This is a genomic window from Verminephrobacter aporrectodeae subsp. tuberculatae At4 (assembly GCF_000193225.1).
Classification (GTDB): Bacteria; Pseudomonadota; Gammaproteobacteria; order Burkholderiales; family Burkholderiaceae_C; genus Acidovorax; species Acidovorax aporrectodeae.
Map to the genome: position 1 here is coordinate 1 of NZ_AFAL01000451.1, position 16,706 is coordinate 16,706.

Sequence of the window (16,706 nt, forward strand, 5' to 3'; positions counted from 1 at the left end):
GCGCGCGAGGCCGCCGTCGATCCTCAGGCGCACTGCGGCACCGATGTGCCCGTCCATCACCCGGACCACCTGCGCCGTGCGCAGCGCAATGCCTTCGAGCAGGGCCTGGCACAGGTCCTGCCGGGTCGTTGCGGCGTTCATCCCGACCCAGAGCGCGGCCGCGCTGCGGTCCCAGTGCGGGCAGGCCAGCCCCGACAGCGCGGGAACGAAGGCCAGCCCGCGCGCGATCGCCGGCGCCGCGCCAAACGCCGTGATCTCCGACAGGTCCGTGTACAGGCCGATGCGGCCGGCCCATTCGACGGCCGACCCGGCGTCGTAGACCCCGCCGTCGAGCGCGTAGCTGCGCTCGGCGCCAATCTGCCAGGCGACCGTGGGCAGCAGTCCGGAGGTCGGCGCGCGCGGGATTTGCGCGCCCGTGAGCGCGAGCGCGAAGGCCCCGGTGCCAAAGGTGATCTTCGCGTCGCCCGCCGCGCGGCAGCCATGTCCGTAGAGCGCGGCCTGCTGATCGACGATGGACGCGGTCACGGGAATCCCGCGGTACAGGCCGAAGTCCCCGACCGTGGGCCGTATCGCGGGCAGGCATTCCATGGGCACACCGAACAGCGCGCACAGCGTGGGGTCCCAGGCGCCGCTGGCCAGGTTCATGAGCGAGGTGCGCGACGCCGTGCTCGCGTCGGTCACGAACTGCCCGGTGAGCCGGTCGAGAAAAAACGCGTCCGTGGTGCCGAGCCGAAGGCGCCCCGCGCGGTGGGCCCGCGCGACGCCGGCGTCGTTGCGCAGCAGCCAGCCCAGCTTGGACGCCGAGAAATAGCAGTCCAGCGGCAGGCCGGCGCGCTCCAGCGTGAGCGCTTGCACGCCTTCGGCGCGCAGGGCCGCGAGCTGCTGCGCCGTGCGGTCGTCCTGCCAGACGATCACCGGCGACAGCGGTTCGCCGCTGCGCGCGTCCCAGGCCAGGCAGCTTTCGCCCTGGTTCGCGATCCCGATCGCCTGCACCCGGCCCGCGGCCTGCAAGCAGGCCTCGACCTTGCTCAGCAGTTCCAGCGGCGCCTGCTCGACCCATCCGGGACGGGGGTGCTGCGGCGCGTTGCGCAGCGCCAGGGACAGCTGCGGCGCGGTCCCTGCGCCGGCCAACAAGCAGGCGCGTGCTGCTGGTTCCCTGGTCGATGGCGGCGAATGACGGGTTCATGGGTTCATGGGTTCAGCGCTTCATCGGGTCCGTCGCGGGCGTCCGAGAGCGCGATGCGCAGACTGTCCGCGCCCTCGAGCAGCTTCGCCGCTGCGCGCGTCCCAGGCCAGGCAGCTTTCGCCCTGGTTGGCGATCCCGATCGCCTGCACCCGGCCCGCGGCCTGCAGGCAGGCCTCGACCTTGCCCAGCAGTTCCAGCGGGGCCTGCTCGACCCATCCGGGACGGGGGTGTGCTGCGACGCGTTGCGCAGCGCCAGGGGCAGCTGCGGCGCGGCCCCTGCGCTGGCCAGCAGCAGGCGCGTGCTGCTGGTTCCCTGGTCGATGGCGGCGAATGACGGCGGGTTCATGGGTTCAGCGCTTCATGGGGTCCGTCGCGGGCGTCCGAGAGCGCGATGCGCAGACTGTCCGCGCCCTCGAGCAGCGCCAGTTCAGGCAGCGCAACGAGGATGCGCCGCTGCGGCAGGCTGCGCAGGCGCTGCTGCCAGATCGTCCGGCCCTGCGCGCTGACGCTGAGCAGGCCGCGGGTCTGCCGGTCCACGCGCAGTTGCAGGTCCGGCAGGCCCTGCGGGCTCAGCGGCAGGCTGATGCGCTGCGGCATGACATAGCGTATGCCTTCCGAGCAGGCGATCGCCAATTGCTGCGCGGCGGGCGGCAGCCGGCCCGCGAGGTCGTCGGCGACGGCGTTGCCGATGCGCGTGCCTTCGCGAAAGCACCAGCCCGCGGTCTCGATCGGGCGCAGCAGGTTGCCTGCGGCAAAAAAACCCGGGTCCGAGCAGCGTCCGAACTGATCGACCCGCGGTCCGCCGGTGGCGGCGTCGAGCGCCAGGTGGCTCTCGCGCACGAGCGCGGCCTCGGGAACGAAGTCGCCGGTCAGGAGCACGCCGTCGCACGCGATCTCCTCGCGGCGGCCGTCGGCGTGCTGCAGCAGCACCGACGCGACCCGCTGCCGGCCGCGGATCTCCAGGAGCTGCGTGCCGTAATGCACGGGAATTCCCAGCAGGCGCGGAAACAGCGCGCAGGGCCAATGGGTGATCGGTCGCGCGGCCGCTTCGACGAGCGCGACTGGCCGAATCCCCGCCTTGCGGCAGGTCAGCAGCGCGGAAATCGCCACCAGCTCCGTGCCCACGATGAGCGGGCGCTGGAACGGCACGAGGCCGCGCAGATAAACGAAGGCCTGCAGGGCGCCGGTGTTCATCACGCCCAGGGGGCGGTCGCCCGAGAGCGCGCGCCGCGCGCGGCGTCTCGCGCACGCCGGTCGCGAGGATGACGCGGCGCGCGTGCAGCCGCTCGCGACCCGCGGGGGAGACGGTGTCGAGCGTGGCCTCGCGCTGCAGGCCGAGCACGGTCGTGCGCACCCGCAGCTCTACGCCCGCGGCCTGCGCCAGATCGACCAGCCGCCGGGCGTACGCCGGCCCCGTGCAGACGCGGCCAAACTCGCGCATGCCAAAGGGCGGGTGCCCGCAATGGCGCGGCACGCCGCCGGCGCAGTCTTCGCGCTCCAGGAGGACGACCCGCCGCAGCCCCTGGCGGCGCAGCGCCACGGCGGCCGCAATGCCCGCGGGGCCGCCGCCGACGAGCAGCACGTCGATCGCATGCAGCGCATTAGCCATGCGCGCCCCGTTGCGCCACAGCCAGCGGAGCGCCAAAGTGCCCGGCGCTCAACTCGGCCACGCGGGCCGCGCAATAAAAAACCCTGGCAGCGGCCCATGCAGACCCGGGTACGGCGCTTCAGGCCGCCCAGGTCGCGCGCCGGCAGGCAGCCGGTGAACGCGGCCTCGATCTCGCGCCGGGTCACGCGTTCGCAGTGGCAGACGATTTCGTTGTCCCCGGGCTGCTCCCAGTCGCGCGGCCGGTGCTCGGCGAGGTTCGGCACCCGCGGCCAGAGCGGGTTCTCGAGCGGCGCCAGACCCGGCAGGCAGGGCGCGAGCAGGTCGAACGCATGCGCCGCGAGGCCGAGCGCGGCAGTCAGTCCGGTGGAGCGGATTGCGCCCAGCGCGAGGTAGCCGGCGTCCGCTTCCAGGCGCAGGCGGTAGGCGCTGTTTTCGCTCGCGGGCCGCAGGCCCGCGTAGACGGCGGTCACGGGAACGCCGCGCAGCGCCGGCACCAGCTGCCCGGCCTTGTCCACGAGCTGCTGCAAAACGGCGCGCTCGACCGGGGCGCGGCTGCGGTCCTCCTGCTCCTCGGCGGTCGGCCCGACCAGCAGATTGCCGAATACGGTGCGCGCCAGAACCACGCCCTTGCTGCGCTCGCCCGGCACCGGCAGCAGGATGCTGCGCAGGAACGCCGACGCGGCCTTGTCGAACACCACGAACTGCCCCTTGCGCGGCCGGATCTGGAAGCTTGCGTTGCCGAGCAGCATTTCCTCGACCCGGTCGCCCCAGAGTCCGGCGCAATTGATCACGCAGCTGGCGTGAAATTCGCCCTGCGCGGTGCGCAAGCGCCACTGCGTGCCGACCCGCTCTGCCGCCAGCAAAGCGGCGTCGAACACCGCGCGGCCGCCGTTTTCCACGGCCTGGCGCAGGTAGGCCAGCGGCGCGCTCCAGGGGTCGATCACGTGCTCGCGCGGAACCAGCAGGCCGCCCAGGACCGAGGGGGCGAGATGCGGCTCGAGCGCGAGCACTTCGGCGCGATCGAGACGCCGCAGGTCGGCGACGCCGTTGGCCCGGGCCTGCGCCTGCAACTGCGCGAGCCGCTCGAGCTCGGCGTCGTTCCAGGCCGCGAGCAGCGCGCCCGTTTCGAGCAGTGCCAGATTCAGCGCGTCGGCGATTTCCAGGTATTCGGCGTAGCCGCGCTGCATGCAGGCGAGTTCCAGGCTGCCGCCGGGCGCGTCGAAGCCGGTGTGCAGGATCGCGCTATTCGCCCGGCTCACGCCCGCGAGCAGGTCGCTTTCCTTCTCCAGCAGCAGCACGCGCGCGCCGCCGAGAACGAAGCGGCGCGCGACGGCGCAGCCGACGACGCCGGCGCCGACGACCGCGACGTCATAGCCCGCCTCAACCATGGCGCTGCCCATGCGCCAGCGCGCGCAGCGCGTGCAGGCTGCGGTCGCCGAGCAGGATCAGGACGATGATCGCGCCCTTGTACAGGTCCAGGCTCGAGGGCTCGACGCCGAGCACGCGCAGCGCCGCGGTCAGCAGGCTCATCGTGAGCGCGCCGCAGACCACGCCGCCGACCGTTCCCCGGCCGCCGAGCAGGCTCGTGCCACCGATGACCGCGGCGGCGATCGCGTCGAGCAGCAGGCCCGTTCCGCCGACCCCCGGATTCACCACCGGAACGCGCGCGATGATGATCGCCGCGGCCAGAAAGACGTACACCGAGGACAGCAGGAAGGCGCCGAACTTCTGCACCTGCACGCGCACGCCCGCGAGTTCGGCGCGCGCGGGGTGCGATCCGAGCGCAAAGGTCTTCAGGCCAAAGCCCGTCCAGCGCGCAAGCCACCAAGAGCCCAGGGCGACGGCAGCGGTAAAAGCGACCATCGGCGAGACGCCCGCGCCCGCGCTGCCGGCAAACGCGCGCAAGCGGGGGTCGAGCACCAGGATGGTTCCGGTGGTCGCGACGATCAGCGTCGCGCCCTGCAGCAGCAGCATGCTGGCCAGCGTCGCGATGAACGAGGGAATACGCAGCGCCGCCACCAGCAAGCCGTTCACGCAGCCGACCACGGCGCAGCAGGCGAATCCGACGCCGAGCGCCGCCGGCAACGCCACGCCCGAGGACAGCAGCGTCCCCATGCTGACCGCGCTGAGCGTGACGCTGTGGCCCGCAGACAGGTCGATCTCGCCCGTCAGCAGGACCCAGAAAACGGCCAGGCCGAGCAGCGCGATCGGCGTGGCCTGCTGCACGACGACCCACAGGTTCTCGCGCGCGACGATGCGCGCGTCCACCAGGCCAAATGCGGCGAGCAGCAGGCACAGCACCAGCCAGGGCGCGTGATCGAGCGCCGCGTCGAGGAGGGTCGTCGGCAGGCTACGCATATTTGAACGCCAGGCCGGTGACCTGCTCCTCGGTGGCGCCGCGCGCAAGCTCTCCGGCCACGCGGCCGCCGCTGAGCACCACGATGCGGTCGGCCACGCCGAGCACCTCGGGCAGTTCGCTGGAGACCATCAGGATCGCGACGCCCTGCCCTTTCAGGTCGGCGATGAGCTTGTGGATCTCGAACTTGGCGCCCACGTCAACGCCGTTCGTGGGCTCGTCGAGCAGCAGCACGCGGGGCTCGGTCGCGAGCCATTTGCCCAGGACGATCTTCTGCTGGTTCCCGCCCGAGAGCTGCTGCACCAGATTCTCGGCGTCGGGCGGGCGCACGCCGAGCCGCGCGATGAGCTGCGCGGCCAGCCGGCGCAGCCCGTCCGCCGCGACGAAGCCCGCGCGGTTGTGCGCGCTGATCCAGCGCAGGCCCAGGTTGTCGCGCAGCGACATGCTGCCGACGAAGCCCTCCCGGTGCCGGTCTTCGGGCACGTAGGCGACGCCCAGGCGCGCGGCGTGCAAGGCGCTGCCCACGCGCAGTGCGGCGCCGCCGATGGCGACGCGTCCCCGGGTGAATGGCGCAAACCCCGCGATGCAGCGCAGCAGCTCGGTTCTGCCGCTGCCCATCAATCCGGTGAGCGCGACGAGTTCGCCGCTGCGCACCTGCAGGTCGATTCCCTGAAGCAGCCTGCGGTCGGACAGCTGCCGAACGTCGAGCAGCAGATCCCGCGTGCGCGCGGGGCGAAACGGGAATACCTCGCGGATGTCCCGGCCGACCATCATCCGGATCAGCGCGGCGGCGTCGGTGCGCGCCAGGTCGGCCTCGGCGACGACGCGGCCATCGCGCAGCACCACGGCGCGCTGCGCCAGGCGGTAGATCTCCTGCATCTTGTGCGAGATGTAGAGCACGCAGCAGCCGCGCTGCTGCAGCTGGCCGACCAAGCGGTAGAGCAGGTCGCGTTCATGGTTCGTCAGCGCGCTGGTCGGCTCGTCCATGGCGATGAGCCAGGCCTCGGCCAGCGTGGCCTTGGCGATCTCGACCATCTGGCATTGCCCTATCGTCAGGCGCGCGACGATCGCGTCCGGATCGACCGGCAGCTGCAAGGCGTCGAGCACCTGCCGCGCGCTGCGCCGCATCGCCGCGCGGTCGAGCCAGCACCCGAAGCGCTTCGGCAAATGCCCGCGTGCCAGCGCCAGGTTCTCCGCGACCGTGAGGTCGGGGATCAGGCTGAAATGCTGGTGGATCACGGCGATTCCCGCGGCGCGGCTGTCCTGCGTGCTGGCGAGCGCGAGCACGCGGCCGTCGAGCAGGATCTCCCCCTGCTGCGGCGTGTGGATTCCCGCGAGCAGCTTGACCAGCGTCGATTTGCCCGCGCCGTTTTCGCCGACGAGCGCGAGGACCTCGGCGCTGCGCAGCCGCAGCGAGACGTCCGCGAGCGCCTGGACGTTGCCAAAGCGCTTGCCGATGGCGCGCAATTCCAGCGTATGCGGCTGCGCCATGGCGTCCACTGCGTCCACTGTGCCGGCCCGCTGCGCCGCAGCCGCCACGGGGGCGGACCGGCGGCGGCGCAGCGCAGAACCCGGTGCGAACTGCGGCAGCGAACCCCTTTGACCGAGCACGACGGCCGCGATCACAAAACCGCCCGTGACGAAGTAATTCACCTGCTGCGACACCTGCAGGAACGACAGGCCGGTATTCACCGCGCCCAACAGCAGCGCGCCGAGCGCCGTCGCGACGATGGAACCATGGCCGCCCGAGAGCCGGGTGCCGCCGATGACCGCGGCGGTAATCGCCGCGAACTCCAGCCCCGCGCCCGACAGGGGCTGGGCGGAGCCGACCCGGCCGGTGGTCAGCAGCGCGCCGACGCCGGCGCTGGCCCCGGCGAGCACATAGGTCATAAGGCACACCGCGCGCACGGGGATCAGCGAGGCCCGGGCCGCGTCCTCATTGCCCCCGGTGGCGTAGACCCAGCGCCCGAACACCGTGCGCTGCAACAGCAGGAACCACAGCCCGGCGAGCAGGACCGCGATCAGGAAGCTGACCGGAACGTCGAACAAGCTCCCGCTGCCAAACCAGAGATACAGCCCGCTGTCCACCGGCACCGAGCGCGCGCCCGAAAGGCTCAGGGCCATGCCGCGCGCCAGGGCGCAGACCGCGAGCGTCGCGACCAGCGGGCTGATCCCCGCGTAGCTCGCGAGCGCCCCGTTGAGCAGACCGAAGGCCGCTCCCACGGCGATCACCAGCAAGACCCCGAGCCCGCCCGGGAGCCCGCCCGACTGCATCGCCAGCGCCGCGAGCACGCTGCTCGCGGCGAGTGTGCCGCCGACGGAAATGTCCACGCCCCGGCAGATGATGACCGCCGTCATGGCGTAGGCCACGGTCGCGATCACCGCCGTCTGCTGCCCGATGTTCAGCAGGTTCTCCGCCGACAGATAGCGCGGCGTGCTCGCGCCAAAGCCGGCGAGAACGAGCACGACGATGGCGAGCAGCGACAGCTCGCGGCGCATCGTGCGCAAGGCAGGTGGCGTGCGGGTCCCGGTGGCGTCGGCCATGGACAGGGGTGGCCCGGGGAGAACCAAGACGGCAGGACGGCAGGATGCGCGCGGTTGGCTACTTGCTGCCCACGGACAGCGCCGCGTCGGGCTGCTTGGGGCCCATCTGGGCGCGGTAGTTCAGCGCCTCGGTCTTGGCTTTTTCCGGGGTGATGAAGGGCAGATCCAGCCCCTTGGCCCGGAGCGCGCCCGCGGTCTTTTCGGACATCACGAAGTACGTGGGCATGAACAGGTCGGTGCCGTACTTGGCGCCGCGCACGATGCGCGCGGCCGCAGCAATGTTCCAGTAGCCCACGCGGTAGGCGCCGTTGAGCACGTCGATGACGGTCGATCCGTCGGCCACGCTCGGGAACATTTCCGGGTCGCCCTCGTAGCTCGCGAAGAGCAGCTTGCGCCCGCTCGCGTCCGCGATGGCCTTGGCCGCGATGCAGATCGAATCGGCGAAGCAGGCCACGCCCTTGAGGTTCGGGTAGGTCGAGAGCCAGGTCTGCATGGCGTTCGCCGAGCGCGAGCTGTCCCAGTTCGTCGGCTCGACACCGACGAGCCGGATTCCCGGGAACTCCTTTTTCAGCACGTCGCGAAAGGCCTGCTCGCGCGTGTCGGAGACGTAGTTGCCCTTGCCGCCGATGAGCAGCGCCACCTCGCCCTTGCCGTCGAGCTGCTTGCCCAGCGCACGCGCGACCATGCTCATGTTCGTGTAGTCGGGGTAGAGCGTGTTGTAGTTCCAGTTGCCGTCAACCTTGTTGCCCATGGCGATCACCGGGATGCCCTTGGCCTTGGCCTTTTGCACGGCGCTGGCGATGGCCGCGCGATCGAGCGGATCGACCAGGATGATGTCCACGCCCTGGTTGACGAAGTTCTCGATGTTCGAGACCTCTTTCTCCAGGCTGCCCTCCGATCCCTGCCAGATCGTCTTCACGCCATAGTCCTTGGCCGCTTCGTCGCCCGCCTGGCGCATGCGCACGAAGAAGGAGTTTTGCAGGTCGATGGCCACGATGCCCACGACCGGAACCTTGTCTGCTGCGGCAGCGAGCACGGGGGAAAGCAACGAGGCCGCTGCTGCGAGCAGGGCCGAGAGCGCGAGTTTTCGACATCCGGACATGGCGTTTCCTGTGGTTTCCTGTGAAGGGGGTGGAGAAGAACGAGCCGCACGGGGACCGCAGACACCGCCCGCGTCGGCCGGCTGCTGCGGACCCCCTGTGTGACCGAATGGTATTTTTCATTGACTGAAAAGGCAATCGTAAAAAACTTCGCAAGCTCAGTGATTACCCTGAGAAACGCCGAATTTCTGCTGTCCGCTGCCCCAATTTCCCGGTTTTCATGGATCATCCAGGCCCGAAGACGGAATGACTATTCGGTCAAAACAGCAAGCTGATAAGAGGTGAACGCGCATGAACCCCTATGTGCCACCCGAGTGGCGGCAAGGCCCGCACCTGCAAGCCCTCTACCGCGAGTTCCGTGCCAAGACCACGGGGCAGCACAGCCCGGCGTTGCAGCGCCTGATCAACTGGCTGCGCAGCGAGCCGATGCAGGGCAAGCTGGCGCTGCTGTGCAGCGTGCCGCACCAGGAATGGCTGCTGGTGCGCATGAACGGCCGCGGCCTGCCGATTTCCCATCTCGGGGAGCGCTACCGCGACATCGACGCCGCCGAATGCGCCATCTTCCGGCGCCGCGTCCGGGACCGGCTCGGCTACACGATCCTGGACGCGTAGCCCGCCATGCTCAACATCACTGCCTACGTCGATCGGGTCAGCGTCTGCCCGGGCGAGACGCTGCAACTCATGGTGCACTGCGAGTACCCCCGCTACTCCGTGGAAACCGTCCGGCTCGTGCACGGCGACAGCTGCCCCGCCGCGCCGGCGCTGAAGATCCTGCCCACCGACGGCGTCCGGCGCGAACTGCCGGGCCGGCCGCAGCGCATTCTGGCGGGCTCGTTCGGCCTCGTCGAGCGCCTGCCGGCATGGCCGCCGGGGCGCTCGCTGGCGTTTCAGGCGTTCATCTGCCCGACCACGCCGCTCAAGGGGCGGCAGGCGATCATCTCCCGCTGCGATCCGCGGACCGGGGATGGCCTGACCCTGGGCATTGACGCCGGCGGCCACACGCTGCTGGAGCTCAGCGCAGCGGGCTCGGTGCACGGCGTGGCCAGCCGCGTGCCGCTGCTCGCCGGCCAGTGGTACTTCGTTGCCGGAAGCTGCGACGCCGCGAGCGGCCAGTTGTCGGTGTTTCAGATCCCGCTGGCGCCGATTCCAACCATCGCGGACCAGGACGTGCAGCACCGGCAATGCCCGCCCGCGAGCGCACCGGGGCTGGGCGCCGACGTCCCCCTGGTGTTCGCTGCGACCTGGCGCGGGCAGGACGCCGGCCGCCCCTGCGCCAGCGATCATTTCAACGGCAAGATCGACCGCCCGCGCGTCGTCGACGCCGCGCTGGATCTGGCCGCGCTGAGGGCCTTGCAAGGCGATACCTGGAGCGCCGCGCAAAAGGCCCGGCTCCTGGGCGCCTGGGACTTTTCCATCGGCATGGAAACCGCGCGTTTCCACGACGGCAGCGGAGCCGGCCTGGACGGCCGCTTCGTGAACATGCCGACGCGCGCCGTCACCGGCCACAACTTCAGCGGCGAAGTGCATTGCTGGCGCGAGCAACCCGCGCAGTGGAGCGCCGTGCATTTTCACGACGACGACCTGCACGACGCGGGGTGGCAGGTGGATCTCGCGTACCAGGTGCCCAAGGACCTGCGCAGCGGCATCTACGCCTTTCAGCTCAGCGCCCAAGGCGAGGAGCAGTTCGTGGTCTTCGTCGTCAAGCCCGCGCCGGGCGCGGCGCGCGCGAAGCTGCTCTACCTGTTCCCGCTGGCCACCTACATGGCTTACGCGAACGAGCATTTCGGCACCAACGACGGACTCGTCGAACTGCACCTGAACCGCGCGCTCGTGATCCATCCGCACCAGGTCTTCCTCAACGAGCACCGTGAGTACGGCCACTCGCTGTACGACCGGCATTCGGACGGCAGCGGCGTCCATTACTCGTCGCGCCTGCGCCCCATGCTGAATCTGCGCCCCAAGCTGGAGTCGAACCACGGCGCGCGGCCGTCGAACCTCTGGCAGTTCAACGCCGACACGCACATCACCGACTGGATCGAACACCTGGGCCTGGACTACGACGTGGTGACCGACGAGGACCTGCACCGGGAAGGAGGCGCCCTGCTGTCGCACTACCAGGTGCTCATGACCGCGACGCATCCGGAGTACTGCTCCGCGGCCATGTGGCAGGCGGTCTTCGATTTCACGCGCGGGGGCGGGCGCCTGATGTACATGGGGGGAAACGGCTTTTACTGGCGCATCGCGTTCAACGACAGCGTTCCCGGAATCATCGAGACGCGGCGCGCCGAGGGCGGAAGCCGCGCCTGGGAGCCGCCGACGGGCGAGTACTACCACGCCTTCACCGGCGAATACGGGGGGATGTGGCGCAGGCAGGGCCGGCGCTCGCCGAACCATCTGGTGGGCGTGGGTTTCGCCGCGCAGGGCTTCGACGAGTCCTCGCCCTACCGCCGCTCGCAGGCGTCCAGGGACGATCCGCGCGTGGCCTTTGCGTTTGCCGGAATCGACGACGAGATCCTGGGCGATTTCGGCCTGATCGGCGGCGGCGCTGCGGGGATGGAGGTTGACCGCCACGATGCGGCCCTGGGTTCGCCGCCGCATGCGCTGGTCCTGGCAAGTTCGGGCCCGCACACCGAGGCGCATGTGCTGGTGGTCGAGGACATGCTGTTCAACTTCATGGGGACGACCGGCAACCTGTGCCCTGCGGTGCGCAGCGACATCGTCTTCTTCGAAAGCGGCAAGGGCGGCGCGGTCTTCAGCGTCGGCTCGATCGCCTATGCGGGCGCGCTCTCGCACAACCGCTATGCGAACAACATTTCCCGACTCACCGAAAACGTCCTGCGCCGCTTTCTTGACGCACGCCCGTTTCCCGGTTGAAAGCCGGCAGGCCGCCTCGGCGTCTGTCAAAGCCGCGACAGGGGCGCGTTCGCGTGCGCCCCATCATCCGGGGTCCGCCACCCCATCACTTCGGGAGCCAGCATGAACCAGCCGATAGACGAAGATGTCAAAACCCTGCATTCCATGGGCTACGCGCAGGAGTTGGCGCGGCGCATGAGCGGGTTTGCCAATTTTGCGATTTCCTTTTCCATCATCTGCATCCTCGCGGGTGGCATTACCTCGTTCCCGCAGGCTCTGAGCACCGGATTCGGGTTCCAGGTATTCGTCGGCTGGATCGTCGGCGGCTGCTTCGCGCTGGTGGTGGCCCTTTGTCTGGGGCAGATAGGCTCTGCGTATCCCACGGCCGGGGGGCTTTATCACTGGTCCTCGATCTTTGGCGGACGCGGCTGGGGCTGGGCCACGGCGTGGTTCAACCTGATCGGGCTGCTATTCGTGGTGGCCTCGGTGAACGTGGGAGTCTGGTACCTTTTTCGTGACCTGGTCCTGGCGGGCGTGTTCCACGTCGATGTGGGCAGCCTCACCGTCGATCCCGCCCAAGACGGCAACGCACATGCGATCCGGGTCCAGATCGCCGCCGTCTCGCTGATTACGCTGGTGCAGGCGCTGACGAATCATTTCGGTATCCGGCTCACGACGATGCTGACGAACTTCTCGGGCTACCTGATTTTCGTCGTCGCCATCGTGCTCACCGCAACGTTTCTCATCTGGGGAGCGACCTGGGATTTCTCCCGTCTGGTGACGTTTGCCAACATGACCGGAGAGGCCGGCGGGGGGCTGATTGCGCAGCCGCGCAGCGCGTTCGTCGCGTTCCTGATCGGCCTGCTCTACCCGCTCTACACGATCACGGGCTTCGACGCCTCGGCGCACACCGCGGAAGAGACGCATAACGCCCGGGTCGCCGTGCCGCGCGGCATCTTGCATTCGGTCTTCTGGTCCGTGCTGTTCGGTCTGGTGATGGCAGCGTCCTTTGTGCTGGCGAGTCCCGATTTGGCGGCCATGGCCAAGGAAGGCGGCAGCGCCTGGTTCAATCTGTTCAACACGCTGCCTGCGCCGACCTGGCTGAAGAATGTTCTGGCGATCGCCATCGTCGTGGCGAATTTCATCTGCGCCCTGGCGGGTCTGACCTCAACCTCGCGCATGATCTTCGCCTTTGCGCGCGACGGCGGTTTGCCGGGCTCGCGCATCTGGCGCCGCGTGAGCGCGCGCTGGCGCACGCCGGTGGCGGCCATTTGGCTCGGCGCGGGCTGCTCGGTCGCGGCAACCCTCTACTCCCCGGCCTTTTCGGCGCTGGCCGCAGGCTGCGCGCTCTTCATCTACGTGTCCTACGCGATGCCGATTGCCGCCGGATTCTTTGCCGAGGGCAAGCGGTGGACGCAGTTTGGCCCGTTCCGTTTGGGAATCTGGTCCAAACCCCTGGCAGTCCTGTCGTGCATGGGCGTCGGGGTGCTGATCTACGCGGGGATTCAGCCGCCTTCGGACGTCCTGATCGACTACATCTGCGGCATCGTCCTGTTTCTGACCCTGCTGTGGTTTGGCGTCGAACGGCGCCGCTTCAAGGGACCGCCGATTGGCGCCGAAATCACCCGGCGTGCGCACGCGATAGAGGCGGCCGAGGAAGCGGTCGGGCAGGCCGCAGCGACGGACGCGCACACCCCAAGCATGATTAACCCGAAATAAATGCCCGCTCAGGCCCCCCAACCCAAGCCCCGCGATTCGGCGGGGCAGACGCGGTGCAAGCGCTTTGAACAAGCATGAAAGCCCGCTGGGTTTCTGCCAGCATGCATGCCGGGTTTGGGCCGAATCAGGGCCAAAGTTCGGACTAGAATCGCAGTTTTAACAGCCCGCTCTTTTCCATGTCCGCCTGGGTTCTCCCGGATCACATTGCCGATGTCTTGCCATCCGAAGCGCGGCACATCGAAGAATTGCGTCGTGGGCTGCTGGATGCCGCGCGGTGTTACGGCTACGAGCTGGTCATGCCGCCCTTGATGGAGCATCTCGAATCGCTGCTGACAGGAACCGGTGAGACCCTCGATCTCCAGACTTTCAAACTGGTGGATCAACTCTCCGGGCGTTCGATGGGCCTGCGGGCGGACACCACGCCCCAGGTCGCGCGCATCGATGCGCATCTGCTCAATCGGCAAGGAGTCACGCGCCTGTGTTATTGCGGGCCCGTTTTGCACACCCGTCCCGATCGGCCGCACGCCACCCGCGAACCGCTCCAATTTGGCGCGGAGATTTATGGGCACGCCGGGCTCGAGGCCGATCTGGAAGCCTTGCAACTGGCCAGGGAATGCCTGCGCGTTGCCGGTGTGCGCGACACCACGATCGATCTGGCGGACGTGCGCATCGTCCGCAGGCTCTTGTCCGGCATGGATCTGGGTCCTTCGCTCCTGAGCGGCCTCCATGCGGCCTTGGCCGCGAAGGACTCCGGGGAACTGGCCAGGCTCACCCGCGACTTCCCCGCAGACTCCAGACAAGGCTTGCTCGCCCTGCCGCAGCTATACGGCGATGAATCCGTTCTGATCGAGGCGCAGAAGGTCCTCGAGCGCATACCGGGTGTGCCCGAGGTGCTGGCGAATTTGCAATGGCTCGCGTCCCGGCTCGACGGCGATGGTGCTGCCATCACATTCGATCTTGCGGACCTGCGCGGCTACGCGTACTACAGCGGTGCGCGCTTTGCGATCTACGCCCAGGGGGCGAGTGATGCCCTGGTGCGCGGTGGGCGCTATGACGAGGTGGGCGCGGTTTTCGGTCGCAACCGGCCCGCTGCGGGTTTCAGCCTGGACATCAAGCAGCTGGTGGCGCTGGTGCCGCCGCGCGCCCTGAAAGCGGCGATTCGTGCTCCCTGGGGGGAGGCGGCCGACGTGCATGCGGCGATCTCCGAGTTGCGCTGTGCCGGAGAGACGGTGGTCTGCGTGTTGCCAGGGCATGAGAGCGAAGTGGATGAATTTCACTGCGACCGTGAACTGCGTCGGATCGCGGGCCAATGGGTCGTGCAGACCGTTTGAGCCATGGGCATTTGAACTGGATTCGAGATGCAAACAAGCAAGGGGCGCAACGTCGTGGTGGTCGGTACCCAGTGGGGTGACGAAGGCAAGGGCAAGCTGGTCGATTGGCTGACGCAGAGTGCACAGGGAGTCGTCCGCTTCCATGGCGGGCACAACGCGGGCCACACGCTCGTGATCAACGGGGTGAAGACAGCGCTGCACCTGATTCCCAGCGGCATCATGCGCGCCGGGGTCAAGTGCTACATCGGCAACGGCGTGGTCCTTTCGGCTACCAAGTTATTCGAGGAAATCGAGGGGCTCGAGAAAGCGGGCGTCGAAGTGCGCTCGCGCCTGCGCATCAGCGAGGCCTGCCCGTTGATTTTGCCCTTTCATGCGGCGCTCGACGTGGCCAGGGAAGCCGCGCGCGAACAGGGCGGCAGCGAGAGAATCGGCACCACCGGACGGGGCATCGGCCCGGCGTACGAGGACAAGATCGCGCGACGCGCCCTGCGCGTACAGGACCTGAAGTACCCGGAGCGCTTTGCTGCCAAGCTGCGCGAACTGCTCGACCTCTACAACCACCTGTTGACGACCCACCTGCGCGTTGACGCATTGGTCTTTGGTGCCGCGCTGAAACCGTACATCCAGGACGGCAAGGTGCAGTTCAGCACGGTCTACGCCGAGGCCATGCACCAGGCAGAACGGCTCCAGCCCATGATGGCGGACGTCTCACGCGAGTTGAACGAGGCCCACCGCGGCGGAGCCAACCTTCTCTTCGAGGGCGCGCAGGGCACTTTGCTGGACGTCGATCACGGCACCTATCCTTACGTGACCTCGAGCAACTGCGTCGCGGGCAACGCGGCCGCTGGTTCGGGCGTTGGCCCGGGCATGCTGCACTACATCCTGGGAATCACCAAGGCCTATTGCACCCGCGTGGGAGGGGGGCCCTTTCCCACGGAACTGGATTGGGAAACGCCAGGCACACCCGGGCACCACCTGAGCACCATCGGCGCTGAAAAGGGCGTGACGACGGGGCGCAGCCGCCGCTGCGGCTGGTTTGACGCCGCCTTGCTCAAGCGCAGCGCGCAGGTCAACGGCCTCTCCGGTCTGTGCATCACCAAGCTGGACGTACTCGATGGCTTGAACGAACTATCGCTTTGCATCGGCTATGAGCTCGACGGTGAGCGCATCGACTTGCTGCCGATGGGGGCGGAAGACATCGCGCGCTGCATTCCGATCTACGAGACCCTGCCTGGCTGGAGCGAATCCACCGCAGGGATGACGGACTATGCGCAACTGCCCGAACGCGCGCGCCGCTACCTGGAGCGCATCGAGCAGGTCGCCGGGGTTCCTGTCGACATGATCTCCACCAGCCCGGATCGGAATCACACCATCACGCTGCGGCACCCTTATGCCGTGGATTGACGCCCACAACCGCCGCGCCGACCAGCCTGTCCGCGCAGGAGCCACTCCATGCTGACCGAAGATGGGAAGCACCTCTACGTCAGCTATGACGAATACCACAGCCTCATAGAGAAGCTGGCACTCAAGGTGCACCAGTCGGAGTGGGAGTTCGACACGATCCTCTGTCTTGCGCGGGGGGGCCTGCGACCGGGTGACATCCTGAGCCGTGTCTTTGGCAAGCCGCTGGCCATCATGTCGACCAGTTCCTACCGGGCGGAGGCGGGCACGGTGCAGGGGCATCTCGATATCGCCCGCTTCATCACGACACCGAAGGGCGAGCTCGCAGGCAGGGTGCTGTTGGTTGACGACCTCGCAGATTCCGGGAACACCCTGCGCATGGTCATCGACATGCTCAAGACCAACTACGCATCCATCACACAATTGCGCAGTGCAGTCATCTGGACCAAGGGCATGTCCACGTTCTCACCGGACTACGCGGTGGAATTTCTTCCGACCAATCCCTGGATCCATCAGCCCTTCGAAGGCTACGACAGCCTCAGTCCCGACAAGCTGTTGGAGAAGTGGCGGGTGTGAGCGGTCGGGCGAGGAGGAATTTTGGAGAAAA

General features: G+C 68.4%; 11 protein-coding genes and 2 pseudogenes. 6 read left to right on the forward strand and 7 right to left on the reverse strand.

Annotated elements, in window-relative coordinates; translation table 11 throughout:
* The 7 genes and pseudogenes from VTU_RS27405 to VTU_RS0114675 form a co-directional block, all read right to left on the reverse strand.
* The coding region (locus VTU_RS27405; protein WP_010105436.1) for an FGGY family carbohydrate kinase at positions 1-1,134 on the reverse strand (1,134 nt) is incomplete at its 3' end.
* A gap of 394 nt (positions 1,135-1,528) precedes the next feature.
* Positions 1,529-2,380, reverse strand: a complete 852-nt coding sequence (locus VTU_RS27410) for an FAD-dependent oxidoreductase (protein WP_236610749.1) — start codon at positions 2,378-2,380, stop codon at positions 1,529-1,531.
* A 325-nt stretch (positions 2,381-2,705) separates the two neighbouring features.
* Positions 2,706-2,795 (reverse strand): annotated as a pseudogene (locus VTU_RS34900) (hypothetical protein); the annotation flags it as partial.
* A gap of 383 nt (positions 2,796-3,178) precedes the next feature.
* Positions 3,179-4,195: pseudogene (locus VTU_RS27415) on the reverse strand (NAD(P)/FAD-dependent oxidoreductase); the annotation flags it as partial.
* Positions 4,176-5,153, reverse strand: coding sequence for an ABC transporter permease (locus tag VTU_RS0114665; RefSeq protein ID WP_010105441.1), 978 nt, complete (start codon positions 5,151-5,153; stop codon positions 4,176-4,178). The pseudogene VTU_RS27415 and the gene VTU_RS0114665, both read right to left, overlap by 20 nt.
* Positions 5,146-7,695, reverse strand: a complete 2,550-nt coding sequence (locus VTU_RS0114670; RefSeq protein ID WP_010105444.1) for an ATP-binding cassette domain-containing protein — start codon at positions 7,693-7,695, stop codon at positions 5,146-5,148. Before VTU_RS0114670 ends, VTU_RS0114665 begins: the two co-directional genes overlap by 8 nt.
* A gap of 58 nt (positions 7,696-7,753) precedes the next feature.
* Positions 7,754-8,797 carry a sugar ABC transporter substrate-binding protein gene (locus tag VTU_RS0114675; RefSeq protein ID WP_010105446.1) on the reverse strand — a complete coding sequence of 348 codons (1,044 nt, stop codon included), beginning with the start codon at positions 8,795-8,797 and terminating at the stop codon, positions 7,754-7,756.
* 289 nt (positions 8,798-9,086) lie between these two features.
* On the opposite strand from VTU_RS0114675, the gene VTU_RS0114680 reads away from it, so the two are divergent.
* The 6 genes from VTU_RS0114680 to VTU_RS0114705 all read left to right on the forward strand — a co-directional run bounded on the left by VTU_RS0114680 (position 9,087) and on the right by VTU_RS0114705 (position 16,675).
* Positions 9,087-9,407 (forward strand): N,N-dimethylformamidase alpha subunit family protein, encoded by a 321-nt coding sequence (locus VTU_RS0114680; RefSeq protein ID WP_010105448.1) that lies wholly within the window; start codon positions 9,087-9,089, stop codon positions 9,405-9,407.
* Positions 9,408-9,413: 6 nt separating this feature from the next.
* Positions 9,414-11,669, forward strand: a complete 2,256-nt coding sequence (locus tag VTU_RS0114685) for a N,N-dimethylformamidase beta subunit family domain-containing protein (protein WP_010105450.1) — start codon at positions 9,414-9,416, stop codon at positions 11,667-11,669.
* A 102-nt stretch (positions 11,670-11,771) separates the two neighbouring features.
* Positions 11,772-13,367 (forward strand): amino acid permease, encoded by a 1,596-nt coding sequence (locus VTU_RS27420; protein WP_010105452.1) that lies wholly within the window; start codon positions 11,772-11,774, stop codon positions 13,365-13,367.
* A 176-nt stretch (positions 13,368-13,543) separates the two neighbouring features.
* Positions 13,544-14,698 carry an ATP phosphoribosyltransferase regulatory subunit gene (locus tag VTU_RS0114695; RefSeq protein WP_010105453.1) on the forward strand — a complete coding sequence of 385 codons (1,155 nt, stop codon included), beginning with the start codon at positions 13,544-13,546 and terminating at the stop codon, positions 14,696-14,698.
* Between the two features lie 27 nt (positions 14,699-14,725).
* A complete protein-coding gene (locus VTU_RS0114700) occupies positions 14,726-16,102 on the forward strand; it encodes an adenylosuccinate synthase (protein WP_010105454.1) in 1,377 nt (458 codons plus the stop codon).
* A 48-nt stretch (positions 16,103-16,150) separates the two neighbouring features.
* Complete coding sequence (locus tag VTU_RS0114705; protein ID WP_010105455.1) at positions 16,151-16,675, forward strand: phosphoribosyltransferase; 525 nt, start codon at positions 16,151-16,153, stop codon at positions 16,673-16,675.
* Positions 16,676-16,706 lie beyond the last annotated feature (31 nt).